The 21,484-nt window shown below is 72.6% G+C and carries 16 protein-coding genes; 9 read left to right on the top strand and 7 right to left on the bottom strand.

Annotated features, from left to right (window positions below; genetic code table 11):
• Positions 1–41: 41 nt before the first annotated feature.
• Complete coding sequence (locus BS75_RS23925; protein ID WP_034089718.1) at positions 42–2,885, bottom strand: penicillin acylase family protein; 2,844 nt, start codon at positions 2,883–2,885, stop codon at positions 42–44.
• A 307-nt stretch (positions 2,886–3,192) separates the two neighbouring features.
• Here BS75_RS23925 and BS75_RS46875 point away from each other — a divergent pair, with 307 nt between their 5' ends.
• The 4 genes from BS75_RS46875 (at position 3,193) to mscL (ending at position 6,110) form a co-directional block, all read left to right on the top strand.
• Positions 3,193–3,549: an FmdB family zinc ribbon protein gene (locus BS75_RS46875; protein WP_081982546.1), complete on the top strand. Its 357-nt coding sequence runs from the start codon at positions 3,193–3,195 to the stop codon at positions 3,547–3,549.
• A 91-nt stretch (positions 3,550–3,640) separates the two neighbouring features.
• Positions 3,641–4,489, top strand: a complete 849-nt coding sequence (locus BS75_RS23915) for an S-methyl-5'-thioadenosine phosphorylase (RefSeq protein ID WP_034093660.1) — start codon at positions 3,641–3,643, stop codon at positions 4,487–4,489.
• A gap of 265 nt (positions 4,490–4,754) precedes the next feature.
• The gene (locus tag BS75_RS44715; RefSeq protein ID WP_052069652.1) at positions 4,755–5,468 is read left to right on the top strand and encodes a hypothetical protein; all 714 of its coding nucleotides are present in this window, start codon (positions 4,755–4,757) and stop codon (positions 5,466–5,468) included.
• Between the two features lie 219 nt (positions 5,469–5,687).
• Positions 5,688–6,110, top strand: a complete 423-nt coding sequence (mscL, locus tag BS75_RS23905) for a large conductance mechanosensitive channel protein MscL (RefSeq protein ID WP_034089716.1) — start codon at positions 5,688–5,690, stop codon at positions 6,108–6,110.
• A 157-nt stretch (positions 6,111–6,267) separates the two neighbouring features.
• Here mscL and BS75_RS49450 read toward each other — a convergent pair whose 3' ends face one another.
• The 5 genes from BS75_RS49450 to BS75_RS23885 form a co-directional block, all read right to left on the bottom strand.
• A complete protein-coding gene (locus tag BS75_RS49450) occupies positions 6,268–6,432 on the bottom strand; it encodes a hypothetical protein (protein ID WP_169790803.1) in 165 nt (54 codons plus the stop codon).
• Positions 6,433–6,500: 68 nt separating this feature from the next.
• Positions 6,501–7,472, bottom strand: coding sequence for a sigma-70 family RNA polymerase sigma factor (locus tag BS75_RS23900; protein ID WP_034089715.1), 972 nt, complete (start codon positions 7,470–7,472; stop codon positions 6,501–6,503).
• Between the two features lie 342 nt (positions 7,473–7,814).
• The gene (locus BS75_RS23895; RefSeq protein WP_152646151.1) at positions 7,815–10,208 is read right to left on the bottom strand and encodes a glycosyltransferase family 39 protein; all 2,394 of its coding nucleotides are present in this window, start codon (positions 10,206–10,208) and stop codon (positions 7,815–7,817) included.
• The gene (locus tag BS75_RS23890) at positions 10,205–11,560 is read right to left on the bottom strand and encodes a glycosyltransferase (RefSeq protein ID WP_081982545.1); all 1,356 of its coding nucleotides are present in this window, start codon (positions 11,558–11,560) and stop codon (positions 10,205–10,207) included. The genes BS75_RS23895 and BS75_RS23890 overlap by 4 nt, the downstream gene beginning before the upstream one ends.
• Positions 11,561–11,638: 78 nt before the next feature.
• Positions 11,639–13,315: an AMP-binding protein gene (locus tag BS75_RS23885; RefSeq protein WP_034089714.1), complete on the bottom strand. Its 1,677-nt coding sequence runs from the start codon at positions 13,313–13,315 to the stop codon at positions 11,639–11,641.
• Positions 13,316–13,449: 134 nt separating this feature from the next.
• Between BS75_RS23885 and BS75_RS23880 the strand changes: the two genes are divergently transcribed.
• The 3 genes from BS75_RS23880 (at position 13,450) to galE (ending at position 16,260) form a co-directional block, all read left to right on the top strand.
• On the top strand, positions 13,450–14,616 hold the full coding sequence (locus BS75_RS23880) for a lipid-transfer protein (RefSeq protein WP_034089713.1): 1,167 nt from the start codon (positions 13,450–13,452) through the stop codon (positions 14,614–14,616).
• A 90-nt stretch (positions 14,617–14,706) separates the two neighbouring features.
• A complete protein-coding gene (locus BS75_RS23875) occupies positions 14,707–15,198 on the top strand; it encodes a Zn-ribbon domain-containing OB-fold protein (protein ID WP_042439958.1) in 492 nt (163 codons plus the stop codon).
• Between the two features lie 87 nt (positions 15,199–15,285).
• The gene (gene galE, locus BS75_RS23870; RefSeq protein WP_034089712.1) at positions 15,286–16,260 is read left to right on the top strand and encodes a UDP-glucose 4-epimerase GalE; all 975 of its coding nucleotides are present in this window, start codon (positions 15,286–15,288) and stop codon (positions 16,258–16,260) included.
• Positions 16,261–16,355: 95 nt separating this feature from the next.
• Here the strand turns inward: galE and BS75_RS23865 are convergent, their stop codons facing one another.
• Entirely contained in the window at positions 16,356–18,884 is a 2,529-nt protein-coding gene (locus BS75_RS23865; RefSeq protein WP_231607879.1) for an outer membrane protein assembly factor BamB family protein, read from the bottom strand.
• 296 nt (positions 18,885–19,180) lie between these two features.
• Between BS75_RS23865 and BS75_RS23860 the strand changes: the two genes are divergently transcribed.
• Entirely contained in the window at positions 19,181–20,551 is a 1,371-nt protein-coding gene (locus BS75_RS23860) for an SAM-dependent methyltransferase (protein WP_042439957.1), read from the top strand.
• Between the two features lie 58 nt (positions 20,552–20,609).
• Entirely contained in the window at positions 20,610–21,257 is a 648-nt protein-coding gene (locus BS75_RS23855; RefSeq protein ID WP_034089710.1) for a TetR family transcriptional regulator, read from the top strand.
• Positions 21,258–21,484 lie beyond the last annotated feature (227 nt).

The following is a 21,484-nucleotide window of genomic DNA, read 5'->3' as shown; positions in this document are numbered from 1 at the left end:
TCCGGGGCGCCGGGGCCCCGGACCGGAGCGGACCGCGGCGGCTAGGAGCCGGCCGGGTTCAGCGTCAGCGTGCCCTTGGCCGCGGCCTGGACCGCCGACTTGCTGTAGGCCCAGGTCAGCAGCTTGCCCTCGGCCCAGAGCGCGGTCTGGTCGTTGTAGTTCGGGTCGTCGGCGTGGCCCGAGGCCCCGCCGATGGTGATCCAGCGGGAGGCGTCCAGGTTGCTCAGGTCGACGACCATCCGCATCGACGGCGCCCAGTCGACCTGGTAGCCCGCCGCGGCGTTCCAACCGGTGGCGTCCACCGCCGACGAACCGCCGTCCAGCTGGTAGGGGCCGCGGTCGAGCAGGCTGTGCTCCAGGCCGGAGAAGAACGAGGAGTCGTCCGTGCCGAGGCTCTGCTCGTCCAGGTTCATCGTGTGGATCCGGCCCCAGCTCCAGGTCGACATGTCCTTGCCCATCAGCGAGGTGAGCTGCTGCCGGGCGTCCTTCATGGCCTCCGCGAGGACGTTGTCCATCCCCTTCACCTGGACCCCGTTGTCGTAGGTGTAGCTCCACCAGGGGCTGTTCGGCTGGGTGAGCAGCCCGGCCACCACGGTCATCCACTGGTCGCCGCCGTCCGGCATCGCCTGGTCGGGCGTCCGGGTGCCGCAGACCCGCTGCATGTCGGGGGCGCCGTTGAGGCTGTCCGAAGGCAGGGTGCTGCTCTGGTTGACCATGATGCAGTCGGTGGTCGCCCGGACCGAGGCCGGGAACTGCTCGTCGAAGACCAGGTGCAGCAGGTTGCTCCAGACCGCGTTGTAGTACGCGGCGGCGGCGGAGCCGGCGTCCTGGTCGTAGTTCCAGCCCTGGAGCAGCTGCTGGGCGTCGGTGTAGTAGGAGCCGCCGGCCAGCTGCACCTTGAGCAGGTAGGGCACCAGGGTCTTCGCCATCACGCTGGTGTCGTCGGTCTGCATGGACTGCATGGAGTCCGGCGAGATCTTGCTGCCGGCCGCGAGCTGGCTCTTGATCAGGCTGGTGATCTGCGCGGACCGGATGCCGTAGTCCCAGTCCTGGGTGATCTCGTAGGGGTAGCTGTCGTTCACCACGGCCTGGTTGGCCGCGACGATGTAGCCCTCCTTGGGGTTCTCCTCCCAGGGCAGCGCGGCGCTCGGGATGTAGCCCTTCCAGGCGTAGGAGGGGTCCCAGCCGGGCGAGGGGTAGGTGCCGTCGTCACCGGCTGCCCGGATCGGGATCAGGCCGGGCGCCTGGTAGCCGATGTTGCCGGAGGTGTCGGCGTAGATCATGTTCTGCGCCGGGACCTGGAAGTCCTGGGCGGCGGTCCGGAACTGGGCGAAGTCGGTGGCCTTGTCCAGCCCGAACACCGCGTCCATGGTCGTGCCCGGCTGCAGCGCGGTCCACTTCAGGGCGATGGCGTAGCCGCTGCCCCGTGGCGGGGCGTTGCCCGCCACCGGGGCGTTCTGACCCACCGCCTGCTCGGTGGTGTCGTGGTCGGAGATGATCGGCATCCCGTCCTGGGTGCTGCGTACCGTGATCGTCTGGCTCGGGCCGCCGGCGACCTTGATGGTCACCTGCCGGGTCGTGAAGTCGACGTTGCTGCCGTTGACGTCGTAGGTGTTCGGGCCGGTCACCTGCTCCAGGTAGAGGTCCTGGACGTCGGCCCCCATGTTGGTGAAGCCCCAGCTGATCGTCGCGTTGTGGCCGATCACCACGCCCGGCATCCCCGGGAAGGTGAACCCGGTGACGTCGAAGGGGCAGGCCGGGCCGACCGTGTTGCAGTGCAGGCCCATCTGCTCCCAGACCGAAGGCACCCCCGGGCTGAGGTGCGGGTCGTCGGCCAGCAGCGGCAGCCCCGTGGTCGTGTACTTGCCGGAGACCACCCAGGAGTTGGAGCCGATGCCCTGCCCCGGCAGGCCGAGCAGCGCCGGGACGCTGTCGATGTTCGCCGCGAGCTGGGTCGCCGCGCCGGTGAGGCCCTGGACGGCGGTGCCGCCCTCGGCCGCCGTGCCGGCGCCGCTGGTCTTCGACGTCTTCCCACCGGCGCCCTTGCCCTTGGACCGGTCCGAGGTGGTCGTCGCGGTGGTGGGGGTCGTTCCCGAGGAGCCGTCCCCGCTGCCGGGGACATAGGTCGCGTTCTTGGTCCCGGGGTCGGTGACCGTGCCGGTGTTCGCGATCGTCGCACTGGTGCCGTAGGGATACTCCGGGTACAGCTGGGAGATCTGAGTGCTGCTCAGGTTCTGCGCCAGCAGCGAGCGGTCGATCTCCTGCTGCATGTTGCCGCTCAGGTCCCAGGCCATCGCCTTCAGCCAGGACAGCGAGTCGACCGGGGTCCACGGCGCCGGCCGGTAGCCGCCGTGGGAGAGCCCCAGCATCGCGTACTCGACGGAGGCCCCCGCCCCGCCCGGGTGCTGCTTCAGCCAGGCGTTGACCCCGTCGGCGTACGCCTGGAGGTACTGCTTGGTGGCGGCGTCGACGGTGGTGTCGTACTCCTGCTGCGCCACCCCCTGCCAGTTCATGGTCTGGATGAAGGCGTCGGACTGGACGTTGGCGTTGTTCTTGCCCGCGCCGAACATCGACGCCAGCGTCCCCGAGGTGATGTGCCGGTCGACGTCCATCTGCCAGAACCGGTCCTGGGCCTGGACGTAGCCCTGCGCCATGAAGAGGTCGGCCGAGGAGGAGGCATAGATCTGCGGGATGCCGTTGGCGTCCCGGAGCACCGTCACCGGGCCGGACAGGCCCTGGAGTTCGATCGTGCCGGTCGTCTGCGGATAGGAGGCGCGGACCTCGCGCAGGCCGTACCAGCCTCCGCCTGCGGCTCCCGCCACCAGCAGTACCACCAGCAGGATCACCAGCAGTCGGAACCGGCGGAACTTCTTGGTGCGGGGCATCAGGGTCCTTGTGAGGCAGGGGCTCGTCCGCCGCCCTGCAGTGCGGCGGGGCCGACGCTAACGCGGCGGGGCCGACGCTAACACCTGAAGCGGAACCGCTGCGGACTGGTACCCGGCTTCTGCCCCTTCTCGGAGCCGTCTCCTACCTCGCCCGAGGTCACCGCCCGGCCCTCCGGACGGCTGCCGCCGACCGCCCGGAGTATACGGAGCCGCAGCTCACACCGGTCACAGTGGACTATCTCCGGGGAATACCGCATCATTGACCGTCGTTAGCACTCATCAGGCGAGAGTGCCAGGAGGAATACAAGTGCCGACGTACCAGTACCAGTGCACCGAGTGCGGCAACGGTCTTGAGGCAGTCCAGAAGTTCACGGACGACGCCCTGACCGTCTGCCCCGACTGCAGCGGCCGACTGCGGAAGATCTACTCCGCCGTGGGCGTGGTCTTCAAGGGCAGCGGCTTCTACCGCACCGACAGCCGCTCCTCGTCGAGCAGCACGGTGGGGGCGTCGAAGTCGACGTCGTCCTCCGGCGACTCCTCGTCGTCGTCCAGCTCGTCGAGCACGCCCTCGACCACCTCGGGCGCCTCCTCGACGTCGTCGTCCGCCTCGACGTCCTCCTCGGGCGGTTCGTCCTCGGGGGGCAGCTCCTCCCCGGCTGCCTGACCCGGAGTCTTCCGGCCGAGCCCTGCGCTGTCTCTTCCCGGTAGGGGACCGCGGGGCTTCGGCATGCCCGGGCCCGCCTATGCTGCTGCGCATGGCGAACCCGAGCAGCACCGCCGGCGCCGAGGTCGGCGTCATCGGCGGCACCGGACTGTACGCACTGGTCGACGACCTCACCGAGGTGATCGTCGACACTCCCTACGGACGCCCCAGCGACTCTCTCTTCGTCGGCGAGACCGGCGGACGCAGGGTCGCCTTCCTGCCGCGGCACGGCCGCGGCCACGGGGTTCCGCCGCACCGGATCAACTACCGCGCCAACCTGTGGGCGCTGCGCTCGCTGGGCGTCCGCCAGGTACTGGCCCCCTGCGCCACCGGCGGCCTGCGGGCCGCCTACGGCCCCGGGACGCTGCTGGTGCCCGACCAGTTCGTGGACCGGACGACCGGCCGGGTGCAGACCTACTACGACGGCGAGCAGCGCCTCGACGGCCGCACCCCGGCGGTGCTGCACGTCTCCGCCGCCGACCCGTACTGCCCGCGCGGCCGGACGGCGGTGCTGCGGGCCGCAGCGGACCAGGACTGGGAGCCGGTCGACGGCGGGACGCTGGTGGTGATCGAGGGCCCACGCTTCTCCACCCGGGCCGAATCACGCTGGTACGCCGACCAGGGCTGGTCGGTGGTGGGGATGACCGGCCATCCGGAGGCGGTCCTGGCCCGCGAACTGAGCCTCTGCTACACCTCGATCGCCCTGGTCACCGACCTGGACGCGGGCGCCGAGAGCGGCCAGGGGGTGACCCACGCGGAGGTGCTGGAGGTGTTCGCGCAGAACATCGACCGGCTGCGCGGCGTGCTGCTGCAGGCGGTCGGCGGGCTGCCCGCGACCGAGGACCGCACGTGCGTGTGCGCGCAGGCCCTGGACGGGCAGGAGACCGGGCTGGGGCTGTGAGCGGGGCCGGGCTGTGAGCGGGGCCGGGCCGTGAGCGGGGCCGGGCCGTGAGCGGGGCCGGGGCGGGCGCGGGAGAGGGCGGGAGAGGGCGGGCAGGGCGGGCGGGCGGTGCGGGGCCGAGCGCGCTGCTCGATCGGGTGACGGAGTTATCCACACCCCCCGGTTTATCCACAGGAGAGGTCTTCGCGCCGCCCTGGGCCACCGCTGAGCGACAAGGTTGAGGGGTACCCAGCTCCGGACAGCCTCGCAAAGGCGGTGGTTCCCCATGACCCTGACCATCGACACCTCCCCGCGCACGTTCCAGCGGCACCGCGTCCACACCCTGACCCCCGGACCGGCCCGGGACGCCCTCTCCGACCCGCTGTCCGGCCCCCTGCCCGCCACGGAGTGGGAACAGGACGCGGAAGCCCCGGCGGCCGGGACCGCCCCGGCAGGGGCGCTCACAGCCGGCGCAGGCTCCCCGGAGCCGCTCGCGGCGGAGCCGTACGCAGCCGAGCCGCTCGCAGCGGAGCCCGTCGGGCCGTCCTACGGGGCTGCTCCGGCCTGGACCGACGGCTGGACCAATGACTGGGCCGCCGACGAGCCCACCGCGGCGGCGCCGCCCGACCAGCAGCAGGAGCGGGAGGAACGGTGGACGGACTCCTGGAGCGACCACTGGGTCGAGGACGAGCCGACCCCGGTGCCCGCGCCACGCCCGGCCCCGCCGGCCACGCCGCTGGTCGGCGGCGGACCAGCCGTTCCGCCCACGCGCACCGTTGCCCTCTTCCCGCCGATCCGCGCCGGTGGCGGCCGGCACCGACTGCCCGCGCCGGTCCGGCGAAGGCCGGGTCCGATCGCGGCCGGGCTGATGGTCGCGGCGACGACCCTCGCCGCCGGTTCGCTGCGCGGTCCGCTGACCGCCACCGGCGGCGTCCACGCCGCCGCGCGAGCCCCCCTGGCGGTGCACAGCCCTGATGACCGGGGTCCTTCGTTCGAGTGAAAACGCAACGCCGTCCCGGGTCCGCTCCGGCAGGTGCGCCGTCCGGGCCGGGCGCGCGAAGGCGCAGGCGGGCGGGGAGGACGGCGGGCGCCGGGGTGGTCGGGGACGGGTCGGAGGGGGAGCTACGGAGCGCGGTCGGCTGCCCCGCGCTGCCGTAGGTTCCCAGGCCCAGGGCCCCATCCGACCGTCCCCCGGCAGCAAAAGGAAGTCAGCAGTTCCGTGAAGGGTTTCAAGGCATTCCTCCTGCGTGGCAACGTCATCGACCTGGCCGTCGCGGTCGTCATCGGTGCGGCGTTCACCAGCGTCATCAACTCCATCGTCAACGGAGTGATCAATCCGATCGTCGGTGCCTTCGGCACCTCCTCCCTGAACAGCTACCAGTCCTGCCTCAAGGGGCCCTGCGTCACCACCGGCGCCCATCCCCACGGCATCTACATCCTGTGGGGATCCGTGCTCGCCGCGGTGCTGCAGTTCGTGATCACCGCCGCGGTGGTCTACTTCTGCATCGTCCTGCCCGCCAACAAGGTCATGGCCACCTACCTGGCCAAGAAGAAGGCCCAGGAGGACGCGGTGGCCACCGCCGAGATCACCGAGGTCCAACTGCTCGGCGAGATCCGGGACCTGCTGGTGCACCAGCGCTGAGGCCGCCGCTGCAGCGGCGGGCCGTCCGCACGGGTCCGGCCGGCACGGCGAAGGGCCGGGGCACCGGCCCCGGCCCTTTCGTCCCGCCCCTCGGCAGTGCCCGACCGCTGCACTGCCCTGCTACTCCCCTGCCCTGCTATCGACTGCTGCGCTGCTCTCAACCGCCGTGGTGCGGCGGGGTCTCGCGGCGGTACCACGCCTCGTCGCGGCCCGACTCGCCCTCGCCGCCGCCCCAGCCGGAGTCGGTGTCGTCCTGGCTGGGCCGGGTCAGCGGGTCATCGAAGACCAGCGCCGGGCGGTTGTTCGTCGTGTCGTCTGCCATGGCACCAGGGTAGGAGGCGGGAATACCCGCCGTCCTCCCGGTGTCGGGCGCCGGCTCCTCCGGGCTGCTCACGCCGCCTCGAATCCCGAGTGATCGGCGATCTTGCGCAGTTCGGCCAGCGCGTGCTTCTCGATCTGCCGGATCCGCTCGCGGGTGAGCCCGTGCTGCTTGCCCACCTCGGTCAGAGTCCGCTCGCGGCCGTCCTCCATGCCGTAGCGGGACCGGATGATCGAGGCCGTCCGGCCGTCCAACCGCCCTATCAGGCCCTCCAGTTCCTCACGGCGCAGCATGACCATCACCGCGTCCTCGGGCGAGGTGGCACTGGTGTCCTCGACCAGGTCGCCGAACTGGGTCTCCCCGGAGTCGTCGACGGTCATGTTGAGGCTGACCGGGTCCCGGGCCCAGTCCAGGACGTCCTTGATCCGCGCGACCGTGGTGTCCAGTTCGGCGGCGATCTCCTCGTGCTCGGCATCCCGGCCGAGTTCCTTGGACTTCTCGCGCTGGACCCGGCGGATCCGGCCGAGTTCCTCGACCAGGTGGACGGGGAGCCGGATCGTGCGGGACTGGTCGGCGATGGAGCGGGTGATCGCCTGCCGAATCCACCAGGTCGCGTAGGTGGAGAACTTGAAGCCCTTGCCGAAGTCGAACTTCTCGACAGCGCGGACCAGGCCGGCGTTGCCCTCCTGGATCAGGTCGAGCAGGGGAAGACCGCTCCGGGGGTAGCGTCGGGCCACGGCAACCACGAGTCGGAGGTTGGAGCGGATGAAGACGTCCTTCGCGTGACGGCCGTCCGCGACGACGGCTTTCAGCTCCTCCTCGCTCGCGTCGCCTACGGTCTCGCCGTTCTCCAGCAGGTGCTCGGCGAACACACCCGCCTCGATACGGGTCGAGAGTTCGACTTCCTGGGCGGCATCGAGCAGCGGGGTCCTGGCGATCTCGTCGAGGTACATGCCGACGAGGTCGCGGTCGGCCTCGCCGCTGGTCGGACGCGCGTTGCGGGTCCGGTCGGCCTTGTCGCGGACGACGGCACGGGTGGCCATGCGTGGCTCCTTCACGAAGACGGAACGGGCCTGGCTGGCCCTTTCGTGGCTTGCCTTTCGTAACGATGCAACGACCAGAATCCGGACATCATTCCCAAGGTGGCGTTTTTTCTCGCCAGTTGCAGTATCCTGGCGGATTTCCCCGGGGTCGGTGACCCAAGGCCACCCGAGCATGCACGGAGAGGCACGAAGGGCGACTCGGAGCACCGGGGACGATCGATCGATGCGTCCAATGACAATGACGAGTCTGCGCCTGGCGATGGTTCCCCGCGCGCCAGGAGGCCCGCCGCCCCCGAAGTTCGGGGACGGCGGGCCCGGCGGCCACCAGTGGTGGCCGCTCCATCACTCACAGTAGTACAGCGTCTCCGAGCTCCCGCCGGTCGCACCGGTGGTCGCCTTCGCAGCGGAGCCCGCAGCGGTGCTGGTGCTGGTGCTGGTGCCGCCGTACTCCGAGGCCTTGACCACGGTGCAGGTCGACGTCACGTACGAAGTGGCTGCGGCGTTCGCCTGGCCGCCGCCCATCCCGCCCGGCGCACCGCCGCCGGCCGCGCCGGTGCCGGTGCCGGTGCCGTCCAGCAGGACGTAGTGCAGCTTGCCGGAGGCGACGTAGCCCTTCAGCTTGGCGAGCGTCATCGCCGGGTCGTCGCCGGTGAAGCCGCCCATGCCGATGGCCGCCTTGCCGCCGCTCTGGAGGATGATCTCCGCTGCGGACTGGGCGCTGGCCGTCGCCACCAGCCAGGTGGCGCTGCCCTGGTGGGCCTCCAGGTAGCTGAGCAGCGCCGTGGAGACACCGCCCATGCCGCCGGGCGCACCGCCACCGCCGCCGCTCCCACCCATGGTCGGTGCACCGGTCATGCCGCCGGAGCTCCGACCGGGCAGCTCACTACCGGCAGCACCGCCCGCCGTACCGGTGCCGCCCGCCGTACCGGCATTGCCCGCCGTACCGGTGCCCCCGGGCATCCCGCCGCCACCGGGCATCTCACCGCTCTCCCCGGAAGGGCCGCCCTGGGCCGAGGTGCCACCGCCCTGCTCGGCACCGGCACCGCCGGGGAACCCGCCACCGGCGCCGGAGGGGCGTTCACCGCCGAAGCCGCCGGTCCGGCCGCCGGCGAAGTCCCCGCCGCCCGGGAAGCCTCCGCCCATGCCGCCCATCCCGCCGCTCGTGGCGGGACCGCCGGTCGGGTTGACACCCTGGATGCTGCCCGCGGTCACGGTGTCCGCCGCATAGGCGGCGGGACCGGCGAGCAGCGCGACCAGGGCCGCGACCGCGCCGACCGTCAGCAGTCGGGCCCGGTTGAGCGAGCCCCGCCCGGCCGACGGCGTGCCGACTCGGGCGACCAGCAGCACGGCGACGGCCGCCACCGCGAGCACCGCGATCACCGGCCAGAGCCAGCCGTCGAAGCCGCTGTCGCGGCGCAGCAGCACCACCGCCCACAGCGCGGTGACCGCGACGGCCAGCGGCAGTACCCAGGCCCACGCCACCGACCTGCTGCGGAACGCCCGGAACAGGGCCACTCCGCCCGCACCGGTGAGCGCCGCGATCGAGGGGGCGAGCATGGTCGTGTAGTACGGGTGGAAGGTCCCGTCGGCGAAGCTGAAGGTCACGTAGTGCGTCAGCAGCCACAGTCCCCACAGGACCAGCCCGGCCCGCTGGACGTCGGTGCGCCGACGGCGTCCGCGCAGCACCACTGCGCCGACGCAGGCGATCGCGGCGAAGGGGATCAACCAGGAGATCTGGCCGCCGAGAATGTCGTTGAAAAGCCGTCCGGCGCCCGCGGTGCCACCGAAGTTGGCGCCGCCTCCACCGCCGCCCCCGCCGGCACCGCCGCTGCCGCCGGTGATCCGGGCCAGGCCGTTGTAGCCGGTGACCAGGTCCCAGACGGTGTCCTTGGTGCTGCTGCCGACGAAGGGGCGGTCGGCGGCGGGGATCGAGTCCACGGTCACCATCCACCAGCCGCTGGAGACCACCAGGGCCACCCCCGCGATCAGCAGGGTGCGGATCCGGGACCGGAGCGCGCCGCGCGCGGCGAAGAGGTAGGCCACGAAGAAGGCCGGCAGCACCATGTAGGCGGCCAGCATCTTGGTGTTGAAGGCGAAGCCGACCAGGACCGCCGTCCACACCAGCGGCATGGTGCGACCGCTGCGGATCGCCTCCAGGCAGAACCAGGCGGCGGCGACGGTGAGCAGGACCAGCACCGGGTCGGGGTTGTTGTCGCGGTTGATCGCCACGGTGATCGGCGTGATCGCCAGCACCAGTGCGGCCACGGTGGCCGCCGCGTAGCCGAAGCTGCGCCGCACCGCGCTGTAGAGCACGCCGACGGCGGCGACCCCGGACAGTGCGATCGGCAGCAGCATCTGCCAGCTGCCGAAGCCGAGGATCCGGCAGGAGAGCTCCATCAGCCAGAGCGCGAACGGCGGTTTGTCGACGGTGATGAAGTTGCCGGTGTCCAGCGAGCCGAAGAACGCCGCCGACCAGCTCTTGGTGCCGCTGAGGACGGCTGCCGCGTAGTACGAGTTGGCGTCGCCGTTCCGGCCGAGGCCGTAGCAGTAGACGGCGGTCGCCAGCAGCAGCACGCCCCACAGGGCGGGGCGGGCCCAGCGGGGGGCGTTCTCGTGGCCGAGCAGGATGCGCTGCGGCAGGCTGCGCCGCGACCGGCCGCGCCGGGTCGGCCTGCGTCTGCCCGGGCCGGTCTCCGCTTCCGCGGACGTCGTCGGGGCCTCGGTCGGTGCGGTCATCGGTGGCTCAGCTCCTGGGGGGTGGCAAGGTCGGTGGTGCCCTGACCGGTGGTGGGCGGTTGCGGCGCATTGCGTCGGGCCTGGCGCCCGGGGTTGAAGACCCAGACCCGCATCAGCAGGAAGCGGACGACGGTGGACAGCGCATTGGCGCCGACCAGCGCGCCGAGCTCGGCGAGGTGCGAGGCGTGCGGGGCGACCGCGTCGGTGACCGCGAGCGTCACGGTGCTCAGGACCAGCCCGATGACGAAGGCGATCCCGCCCTCGACCTGGTGCTTGAGCGCGTCCCGCGAGCCGGTGACGCCGAAGGTGAAGCGGCGGTTGGCGGCCGTGTTGGCGACCGCGGTAACGAACAGGGCGGCCGCATTGGCCAGGACGGCCGGCGCGAGCTGCCGAAGGATCAGGTAGAGGGCCAGGTAGGCGAGGGTGCTGGCGACGCCGATGACGGCGAAGCTGGACAGCTGGCGGCGCATCCCGGACGGCAGTTCGGTCTGCTGGACGCGGGGCGGCAAGGGCAGCCGGGTCGCGCCGGAGACCGTCCGGCGGGCCACCCGCCACATGCCCTTGAGGTCGTCCTTGACCGTGCGGACGATGTCGACCCGGCTGTCCGGGTCGTCGACCCAGTCGACCGGCACCTCGTGGATCCGCAGTCCGCTGCGCTCCGCGAGCAGCAGCAGTTCGGTGTCGAAGAACCAGGTCTGGTCCTCGACCGAGCCCAGCAGGGCCTGGACGACCTCGGTGCGCCCGGCCTTGAACCCGCACTGGGCGTCGGAGAACCGGGCCGCCATGGTGGTGCGCAGCATCAGGTTGTAGGTCCGGGAGATGAACTCGCGTTTCGGCCCCCGCACCACGGCCGAACCCCGGTGCAGCCGGCTGCCGATGGCCAGGTCGCTGTGGCCGGAGAGCAGCGGGGCCACCAGCGGCAGGAAGGCTTCGAGGCCGGTGGAGAGGTCGACGTCCATGTAGCTCACGACATCGGCGTCGCTGGCTCCCCAGACCTGCCGCAGGGCCCGGCCGCGGCCCTTCTGGTCGAGGTGGACCGCGCGGACCTCGGGCAGCTCCGCCTCCAGCGCACGGGCGACCTGCCAGGTCGCGTCGGTGCTGGCGTTGTCGGCGATGGTGATCCGGAACCGGAACGGAAAGCTCTCGGCCAGGTAGGCGTGCAGCCGTCTGACGCTCAGGGCGAGGATGTGCTCCTCGTTGTAGACGGGGACGACGATCTCCACGAGGCGGGCACGGGCGCCCGGCTGCGGCAGCGGCTGCGGCTGCTGTTCTGCCCGGGCCTGCGTTTCGGCCTGCGCGTCCGCCTGGGTCCGGGGGGCGGGTTGTCCCGCCAGCGCTGTCGAATTGCTCATGCCGGACAGGCTTCGGCACCGTCCTGTGCTGAGGCTGTGGCGTGGATAGGGCAGACGTGAGAGTCGGTCCGCGCGGGGTCAGGGCTCCCGGCGGAGCTGCCCCTTGAGCACCTTGCCGGAGGCGTTCCGGGGAAGTTCGGTCCGGAAGGCGACCTGGCGGGGCACCTTGTAGTTGGCCATTTCGCGCCGCGCCCAGGAGATGATCTCCTCGGCCGCGTCCGGACCCGGGGTACCGCTCGGCACCACGAACGCCTTGCCGACCTCGCCGAGCCGCGGGTCCGGAACGCCGACCACGGCGCAGTCCGCGACCAGCGGATGCCGACTGAGCACCCGCTCGATCTCGGCGGGGTAGGCGTTGAAGCCGCCGACGGTGAACATGTCGCCCAGCCGGTCGGTGACCCGGAGATTTCCCGCGTCGTCGAGCACGCCGATGTCGCCGGTGCGCAGCCAGCCGTCGTCGGTGAAGGCGGCGGCGGTCGCGTCCGGGTCCTCGAAGTACTCGCGCATCACGGTGTAGCCGCGCACCTGGACCTCGCCCGGCGTGCCGGGGCTCTGCGCCTTGCCGTCCTGGTCGGCGACCCGGACCGAGACGCCGGGGACGGCCCGGCCGGAGGTCGCGGCGATCAGTCCCGGGTCGTCGCCGGCCCGGCACATGGTGACCAGGCCGCAGGACTCGGTCAGCCCGTAGGCGGTGAGCACGGTGCTGAAGCCGAGCTCCTCGCGGATCCGGGTGACGAGTTCGAGCGGTACCACGGCGGCGCCGGTGACGGCGAGCCGCAGCGAACCGAGGTCGTGACCGGCCCGTCCGGGGTGGTCGAGCAGGGTCTGGTAGACGGTGGGCGCGCCGGGCAGCACGGTGATCCGCTCGCCGGAGATCTTGGCGAGCACGGCCTCGGGGTCGAACAGCGGCTGCGGCAGGATGGTCGCGCCGCGCATCAGGCAGGCGAGGATGCCGGCCTTGTAGCCGAAGGTGTGGGTGAACGGATTGACCACCAGGTAGCGGTCGCCCGGGACCAGTCCGGCGAGATCGGCCCAGGTGGAGAAGGAGCGGAGGGTCTGGGCGTGGGTGGTGACGGCGGCTCTGGGCAGGCCGGTGGTGCCGGAGGTGAACATCAGGTCGGCGGGGTCGTCGGGGTCGACGGCCTCGATCCGGCTGCGGACGGCCCGCTCGGGCACGTCGGCGCCGGCGGCCAGGAAGCCGCGCCAGTGCTGGAATCCCTCGCGGTTCTCCGGCCGGTCGCCGAGCACGACGGCCAGCCGCAGGTCCGGCAGCCCGGGCAGTGGGCTGTCCGCAGCTGGGCGATCCGCGCCGGGACGATCCGCGCCGGGACGGCGGGCGGGCTCGGCGGCAGCGGCGGGCTCGGCGGCAGCGGCGGCGGCGCGGAGGGCGGCGACGTAGCTGGTGCCCAGGAAGGTGTCGGTGACGAACAGCGCCGAGGCCCGGGTACGGCGCAGCAGGTCGACCACCTCGCCCCCGCGCAGCCGGGTGCCGAGCGGCACCAGGACGGCGCCGGCGCTGACCGCGCCGAGGGCGGCCACGACGAAGTCCGGGGTGTTGGGGGCCCAGAGGGCGACCCGCTCGCCGGGACGGATCCCGGCGGCCATCATCGCGGCGGCTGCGCGGCGGACCCTGGCTCCGAGGTCGCGGTAGCTGATCCGGGTGCGTGGACCGACGACGGCCTCGCGGTCGCCGTGCTGCTCGGCGGCAGCCTGCACCAGCCGGGGGACGGTGCCCCATTCCAGGTCTCCGCGCACGCGTCCTCCACTCGGCCGAGCACTGCCAGCAATGCTGATGCTTCGTCAGATTAGATCGGCGGCGGCCTACCGGCCAAGGGGTCCGCCACCTATTCTGACGCTACGTCAGATCCTTTACGGCTTCGGGGAGCGCGATGCTCAAGGACTCCTTCACGGACCCCCTCAAGGACCGCACCGCCATCGTCGGCATCGGCCAGACCCGGTTCGCCAAGCACCTCGACGAATCGGAGAAGACCCTGGCCTGCCGGGCGGTCCTGGCCGCCCTCGACGATGCCGGGATCGATCCCGGCGAGGTCGACGGCCTCGCATCCTTCACCATGGAGGAGACCGACGAGGTCGAACTCGCCAAGTCCATCGGCGCCGGCGACATCACCTTCTTCAGCCGCACCGGCTTCGGCGGCGGCGGCTCCTGCGCCACCGTCGCCCACCTCGCCATGGCCGTCGCCACCGGCCAGGCCACCGTCGGCGTCGCCTGGCGCTCGCGCAAGCGCGGCTCCGGCGTCCGCCCCTGGACCAGCACCGGCGTCCAACTGCCCACCCCAGCGCAGTGGACCAGGCCCTTCGGCCTGCTCCGCCCGGCCGACGAGATCGCCATGCTCGCCCGCCGCTACATGCACGAGTACGGCGCGACCCGGGACCACCTCTTCAATGTGGCCCTGGCCTGCCGCAACCGGGCCAACCAGAATCCGGCGGCGGTCATGTACGAGCGCCCGCTGACCCGGGAGATGTACATGGACGCGCGCTGGATCTCCGAACCGCTCTGCCTCTACGACAACTGCCTCGAGACCGACGGCGCACTGGCCTGCGTGGTGGTCAGCGCCGAGCGCGCCCGGGACTGCCGCCGGGCGCCGGTCTACGTCCACGCGGCGGCGCAGGGGCTGCCGGCCCAGCACCACGGGATGGTCAACTACTGGAACGACGACCCGCTGACCGGCCCCGCCTGGACCGCCGGCCGGCACCTCTGGAAGAACGCCGACCTCGGCCCGGAGGACGTGGACGTCGCCCAGATCTACGACGCCTTCACCCCACTGATCCCACTCTCGCTGGAGGGCTACGGCTTCTGCGGACGCGGCGAGGGCGCGGCGTTCACCGAGGGCGGGGCGCTGGAACTGGGCGGGCGGCTGCCGATCAACACCGGCGGCGGCGGGCTGTCCGAGGGCTACGTCCACGGCTTCAACCTGATCAACGAGGGCGTGAAGCAGTTGCGCGGCAGCTCCACCGCACAGGTCGTCGACGCCGCCACCTGCCTGGTCACGGCCGGGGAGGGCGTCCCCACCTCGGCCCTGCTGCTGCGCCGCTGAGCGCTGCCCGCCGAGCACCACCCGCGCGGCACCGCCCGCTCGGCACCACCTCGGCGCCGCCCGATGAACGAGACAGCTGGGAGATGACAGATGACGGAAAGTGTCACCGATGCCGTCCGCGCCGCCGGCGGACTGGCCGACGGACTGCTGCTGCCCTGGCCGGACGACGACGGCGCGCCCTTCTGGGAGTACGCCCGCCAGGGCGAGCTCCGCGTCCAGGCCTGTACGGCCTGCGGTCAGCCCCGCTTCCCGCCGCGCCCCTGCTGCCCGGGCTGCCACAGCTTCGAGAGCCGCTGGCAGCCGACATCGGGGCGCGGACACATCTGGTCCTTCGTCATCGCCCATCCGCCACTGCTTCCCGCCTACGCCGAGCACGCCCCCTACCCGGTCGCCGTCGTCGAGCTGGACGACGTCCCGGCCATCCGGCTGGTCGGCTCGCTCACCCCGACCAGTCGGCGCCCGGACGCCCCCCGCGACGCCGTGCCGGTCCAGCGGCTACGGATCGGGGCACCGGTCCAGGTCGTGTTCCAGAGCCTGATCCCCGGCGTGGTCCTCCCCCGCTGGGCGCTGGTCGGCGGCTGACGACGGTCCCGGCCCGGACCTCACCGTCGGGCCCGGACCGCACCGGCCCGCACCGGCCCGGCCCGGCCCGGCGCTAGCATGCTGGGCATGAGCTGGCTGATCACAGGCGGAGCAGGCTTCATCGGCGCCCATGTCGTCCGCGCCCTGGTCGAGGACGGCACCGAGGTGGTCGTCCTCGACGACCTCAGCACCGGCGACCCGGGCCGGCTGCCCGCCGGTGTACCGCTGGTCACCGGCTCCACGCTGGACCGCGCCCTGCTGGACCGGGTCCTCGCGGAGCACCGGATCGAGGGCGTGCTGCACATCGCCGCCAAGAAGCAGGTGGCCGAGTCCGTCGCGGAGCCGCTCCGGTACTACCACGAGAACGTCGAGGGCCTGCGCGTCGTGCTGGAGGCCTCGGCGGCGGCCGGGATCCGCCGCTTCCTGTTCTCCTCCTCGGCCGCCGTCTACGGGATGCCGGACGTCCTGACCGTCACCGAGTCCACCCCCTGCGCCCCGATGAGCCCCTACGGGGAGACCAAGCTGGTCGGCGAGTGGCTGGTCCGGGCCGCCGGACGGGCCCACGGCATGGGCACCGTCGCCCTGCGCTACTTCAACGTGGCCGGCGCGGCCGGCCCCGAGCTGGCCGACCCCGGGGCGTTCAACCTGGTGCCGATGGTCTTCGAGCGCCTCAGCGCCGGCCTGCCCCCGCTGGTCTTCGGCGCGGACTACCCGACCCCCGACGGCACCTGCGTCCGCGACTACATCCATGTCTCGGACGTCGCCACCGCCCATGTCGCCGCCGTCCACCGGCTGCGGGACCGGCCCGACCGGACCGAACTGGTCCTCAACATCGGCAGCGGCGAGGGCGTCTCGGTGCGCGAGATGCTGGACGCCATCGGCCGCGTCACCGGCCTGGACGCCACCGGCGAGGTGGTCGCCCGGCGTCCCGGCGACCCGGCCCGGGTCGTCGCCTCCGCCGAGCTGATCGCCGAGGAGCTGGGCTGGTCCGCGCGCTACGGCCTCGACGACATGGTCGCCTCCGCCTGGGCCGGCTGGCAGCTGCGCCACCCCGCGGACTGACCCGCCCGGGCCCGCGCAGCCGCAGGAGGAACGAGTCAGCCGCGGGAGGAACGAGTCAGCGGCGGGAGGACGGGCCAACCGCGCGGGAGGACGAGTCAGTCGCGGGAGGTCGCCGTGCCCCGGGCCGCGTCCAGCGCGTAGACGCAGCGGTCCTTGCTGCAGGCGAAGACCCGGCCCTCGAAGGCCACCGGCGAGCCGGTGATCTCGCCGCCGGTGTCCAGCTTCCAGCGCAGCCGCCCGGTGGCCAGGTCCAGGGTGTGCAGCGAGTGGTCCCGGCTGCCCAGGTGCACCAGGCCGTCGGCCGCCGCCGGGGCGCCGGTCAGCTCGCCCCTGGCGGTGTACCGCCAGCGCTCGTCGCCGTTGGCCGCGTCGAAGGCGTAGACCGTGTCGCCGCTGCCCACCAGCACCGACCCGTCGACCGCCAGCACCGGGTCCGCGCCCTGGCGGCCGCCGGTGCGGGCCTGCCAGCGCAGCGCGCCGCTCGCTGCGTCCAGCGCCAGGACCGTACCCACGTAGTCCGCGACGAAGAGCGTCCCCCGGTCGTCCGGGGTCGGCGGGGTGAACAGCACCACCGGCGCGTCGTAGCGCCAGCGCTGCTCGCCGCTGGCCTCGTCCAGCGCCAGCACCCGGGTGCCCGAGGTGAGGTGCAGCACGCCCTGCCGCAGCACCGGGTGCGAGGGCACGTCCTCGCCGACCGGGAAGGACCAGCGCGGCAGACCCGTCGTCAGGTCGAGCGCCCGCAGCCGGCCGCCGCCGTAGTAGTAGACCGAGTCGCCCAGCACGCACGGCCCGGCCAACTGGTTCTCGTACTCCTGCTGGGCGTCCTTGACCTGCCACATCTCACTGCCGTCGATGGCGGAGTGCACCTGCACCCCGCCGCCCCTGGTGCCGGCCACGACCGCGCCGCCGCCGGTGTCCAGCGAGTAGGTCCAGCCGTCCAGGGTGGTCCGCCAGCGCTCGGCGCCGTCGGCCGAGTTCAGTGTGAACAGGTGCGGTCCGTCGGCGGCGTGGACCCGGCCGTCGGCGACCGAGACCGCCCAGGCGACGTCCCGGGTCTTGAAGCGGCGGCGGCCGGTGGCGATGTCGAGCGCGTGCACCTCGAAGCTGGTGATGAACAGCACGCCATCGCTGACCTGCGGGGTGCCCCAGACGTCGTTGGACATCCGGAACCGCCAGGGACGCCAGCGGGCGGAGGTGGCGGCGGCGGGCTGCGGCGCCTGAGGGGTGCGGCGCACCCAGTCCGTGCCGGGCGGCGGCACCTGCTCCGCGCCGTGGGTCGGGGCCACCGTGTCGGCGGCCCGGACCCCGGGGCCGATCGGGACCGCGTTGCCGACCAGCTGGACCACCGGGGTGGGCGCGGTCGGCAGCGGCGGCTCCGGCTGCGGCCCGGCCGCGTGCCGGCGTCCGCCGACGGCGCGCTCCACCAGCGGCGCCACCGGTCCGGCCGGCGCGGGGAGCGGGCCGACGCCGGTGCGGGGATCCAGCCCCGAGGGGGCGGAGGCCGCGACATGGGTGGGGACCGTCCCCGAGACCTGGGGCGCGCCGTGCTGGTGCGGGATGCCCTGCTGGGCGCCCTGCTGCTGGACTCCCTGCAGCGGCGGCTGGACCGGCTGCGGGGCGGCCTGCGGCAGTGCCGGAACCCCGGGACCGGCCTGCGGCCCCGGCGCACCGGCCGGTACGGCCCCGGCCTGCACGGAACCGGCCGACACGGATCCGCCGCGGCGGCCGCGCCGACGGTCGATCAGGTCGAGGGCCACCGGTGGCAGCCAGTCCCGTGAGTCGTCGTCCTCGCCCGCACCGCTGGCGTACAGGTGCGGCGCCAGCTCCTCCTGGATCTGGGCCGGGGTCGGCCGCCGCTCCGCGGCGGGTCGCATGCACGCCTTGACCAGCGGGGCCAGCTCCGGCGGCAGCCCGGACAGGTCGGGGGCCTCGCGGAGCAGCATGAACACCGTCTCCACCGGGTTCACCCCGTGGTACGGCGCATGCCCGGTCGCCGCGAAGACCAGCAGCGAGCCGAGCGAGAAGACGTCGCTGGCCCCGGTCACGCTGCGGCTGTCCCTGGCCTGCTCGGGCGACATGTAGGCGGGGGTGCCGACGGCGACGTTGGTCATGGTCAGCCGGGTGTGGGAGACCCCGGCGGCGATACCGAAGTCGATCACCCGCGGCCCGTCCTCGGTGACCAGCACATTGGAGGGCTTGAGGTCGCGGTGGACCAGCCCGGCGGCGTGGATCGACTGGAGGGCCTCGGCGATGCCGGCGATCAGCCAGCGCGAGGCCCCGGGCGGCAGCGGGCCGCACTCGGCGACCAGGTCCTCCAGCGAGGGCGCCGGGATGTAGGCGGTGGCGAGCCAGGGCACGGGGGCGTCGGCGTCGGCGTCCACGACGGCAGCGGTGTAGAAGCCGCTGACGGTGCGGGCGGCGGAGATCTCACGGGCGAAACGGACCCGGAAGAGCTGGTCCTCCGCCAGTTCGCCGCGGACGGTCTTGATCGCGACCCTGCGGCCGGAGGAGGAGCGGCCGAGGTAGACCAGTCCCATACCGCCCGCGCCAAGGCGTCCGAGCACCTCGAAAGGCCCGATCCGCCTTGGATCGTGTGCCGTCAGCTGGTCCACGTGCTCAGCCACCTCCCCGTGTGAGTGCTCCCCGTCGTGCCGCTTCCGGAGTCGATTGTCCAATGCCGACCCTCGCCGGGGCCAACCAGCCCTCCGGAATCGTTCCACCGAAGTGTCCCGGCACAGGCCCGTCCACCAGTAGGCCATGCGGGGGACCGAGTTTTGGCCATCCCGCGCCGTTGATCCACGAATCGGTGCCGGAGCGTTAGATTGACGCTCTGGCATGTCTCAACGGTTCCGGCCTGTCCCAGCACTACTGAGCAGCACGGTCGGAGCACTGTCGGTGGCGAGCGGAGCGGAGGCGGCACATGGTCGGCGTGGCGGAGCGGCTGTCCCCGGTCCTCGCTGAGCTGGTCGGCGCCGAGCTGCCGCTGCGGATCCGGGCCTGGGACGGGTCCGAGTCGGGACCGGCCGGCGCCCCGGTGCTGGTCCTGCGCAACCGGCGGGCGCTGCGGCACCTGCTGTGGCGGCCGGACGAGCTGGGTCTGGCCCGCGCCTACGTCTCCGGCGACCTCGACCTGGACCCCGAGAGCGACCTCTACGACCTGCTGGAGACCCTGGCCCGGCTGGTCGAGCGAACGCAGGCTCCGTCGCTGCGCCCGAGCACGCGGGAGCTGCTCGGCCCGCAGGGCCGACGGCTGCTGGCCGCCGCCCTGGGCCTGGGCGTGCTCGGCCCGCGTCCGCCGCTGCCGCCGGAGGAGGTCCAGCGGCTCTCGGGCAGCCGGCACTCGCGGAGCCGGGACCGCCGGGCCATCAGCCACCACTACGACGTCGGCAACGACTTCTACCGGCTGGTCCTCGGTCCCTCCATGGTCTACTCCTGCGCCTACTGGACACCGGGCGCGGCCACCCTGGAGCAGGCCCAGACCGCCAAGATCGACCTGATCTGCCGCAAGCTCGGCCTGCGGCCGGGGATGCGGCTGCTGGACGTGGGCTGCGGCTGGGGCCAGCTGCTGCTGCACGCCGCGCAGCACTACGGGGTCACCGGGACCGGGGTCACCCTCTCCGAGGAGCAGGCGCGCGGCGCCCGGGAGCGGATCGCCGAAGCCGGGCTCTCGGAGAAGCTGACGATCCGACTGCAGGACTACCGCGACGTCGCTGACGGCCCGTACGACGCGATCTCCAGCGTCGGGATGGCCGAGCACGTCGGCTCCGAGCAGTTCCGGACCTACGCCACCCTCCTCCACGGGCTGCTCGCCCCGGGCGGACGGCTGCTGAACCATCAGATCGCCCGTCGTCCCAACCTTCCCGGCGAGCCCTACCGGACCAGTCCCTTCATCACCTCGTACGTTTTCCCGGACGGTGATCTGGCGCCGGTCAGCGTGACCGTGGGCCTGCTGGAGCAGTCCGGGTTCGAGATCCGGGACGTCGAATCGCTGCGTGAGCACTACGCCCTGACGCTGCGGGCCTGGGTCGCCAACCTGCAGGCGGAGTGGGACCGGGCGGTCACCCTGAGCTCCCCCGGCCGGGCCCGGGTCTGGCGCCTCTACATGGCCGCCTCGGCCCTCGCCTTCGAGGAGAACCGCATCGGCGTGAACCAGGTGCTGGCGGTCAGGCCGACCCAGCGGGGGCGCAGCGGACTGCCGCTGACGCGGGCGGAATGGCTCGGATCCGATGCCCCTGAGGGCCCCGCGCCGGACCGTTCCGCAGGCCTGGCGTCCGGCGCCCCGTCAGCCTGACGGACTATTCGGCACACTGCCGGATAGCGCGCGGATCTTGCCACGGTAAACTGACGGCATGACAGGACAAGTTCGCACCGTCGACGGGCGTGTCGCCGGGCGACGCGGGCAGGCGACGCGGCAGAAGCTGCTCGAATGCCTTAGCGAGATGCTCAGCACATCGCCCTACCGGGACGTCAAGGTCATCGACGTAGCCCGGATGGCGGGTACCTCCCCCGCAACGTTCTACCAGTACTTCCCCGACGTCGAGGGCGCTGTCCTCGAAATCGCGGACAGTATGGCCAGGGAAGGCGCCGGTCTCAAGGACCTGGTCGCCGACAAGTCGTGGGCCGGAAAGACCGGCTACCAGACGGCAGAGGAGCTGGTTGACGGCTTCCTCACGTTCTGGCGCGACAACGAGGCCATCCTGCGCGTGGTGACGTTGGGCTCGGCAGAAGGAGACAAGCGGTTCTTCAAGATCCGCATGAAAATCCTCAATGCGGTGACCAACTCACTCACCGACTCCCTCAAGGCCCTCCAGGCCGCGAACAAGGCTGACGCCTCGGTGAACGCCGCGGCCGTGGCCGGTTCGCTGGTGGCCATGCTGGCCGCCGTCGCCGAGCACCAGAAGGGCTTCGACTCCTGGGGCGTCAAGGCGAAGGAGCTCAAGCCGAGCCTGGCGCTCCTGGTCTACCTGGGCATGACCGGCAAGAAGCCGCCGAAGTAGCAGTCCTCCGCGGTACCGTCCTGGGCCGCGACCCCGGTCGCCTGTCCGACCGGGCCGAGGAACCGGCTGCGCCTCGGGGGAGGTACGCCGGTTCGACTGTCGCACCCACGTCCGCCAAGGGCGGCTCTCCCTACCGGGAGGGCCGCCCTTCCCATGTCCGCGGCCGCTGCGGCCGACCCCGGCCGGCCCCGGCCACCTCGGCGGCCCGCGCCCAGCTCACCCGTTCG

This window comes from Streptacidiphilus albus JL83, assembly GCF_000744705.1.
Classification (GTDB): Bacteria; Actinomycetota; Actinomycetes; order Streptomycetales; family Streptomycetaceae; genus Streptacidiphilus; species Streptacidiphilus albus.
This window is presented reverse-complemented; position numbering and strand designations above follow the sequence as displayed.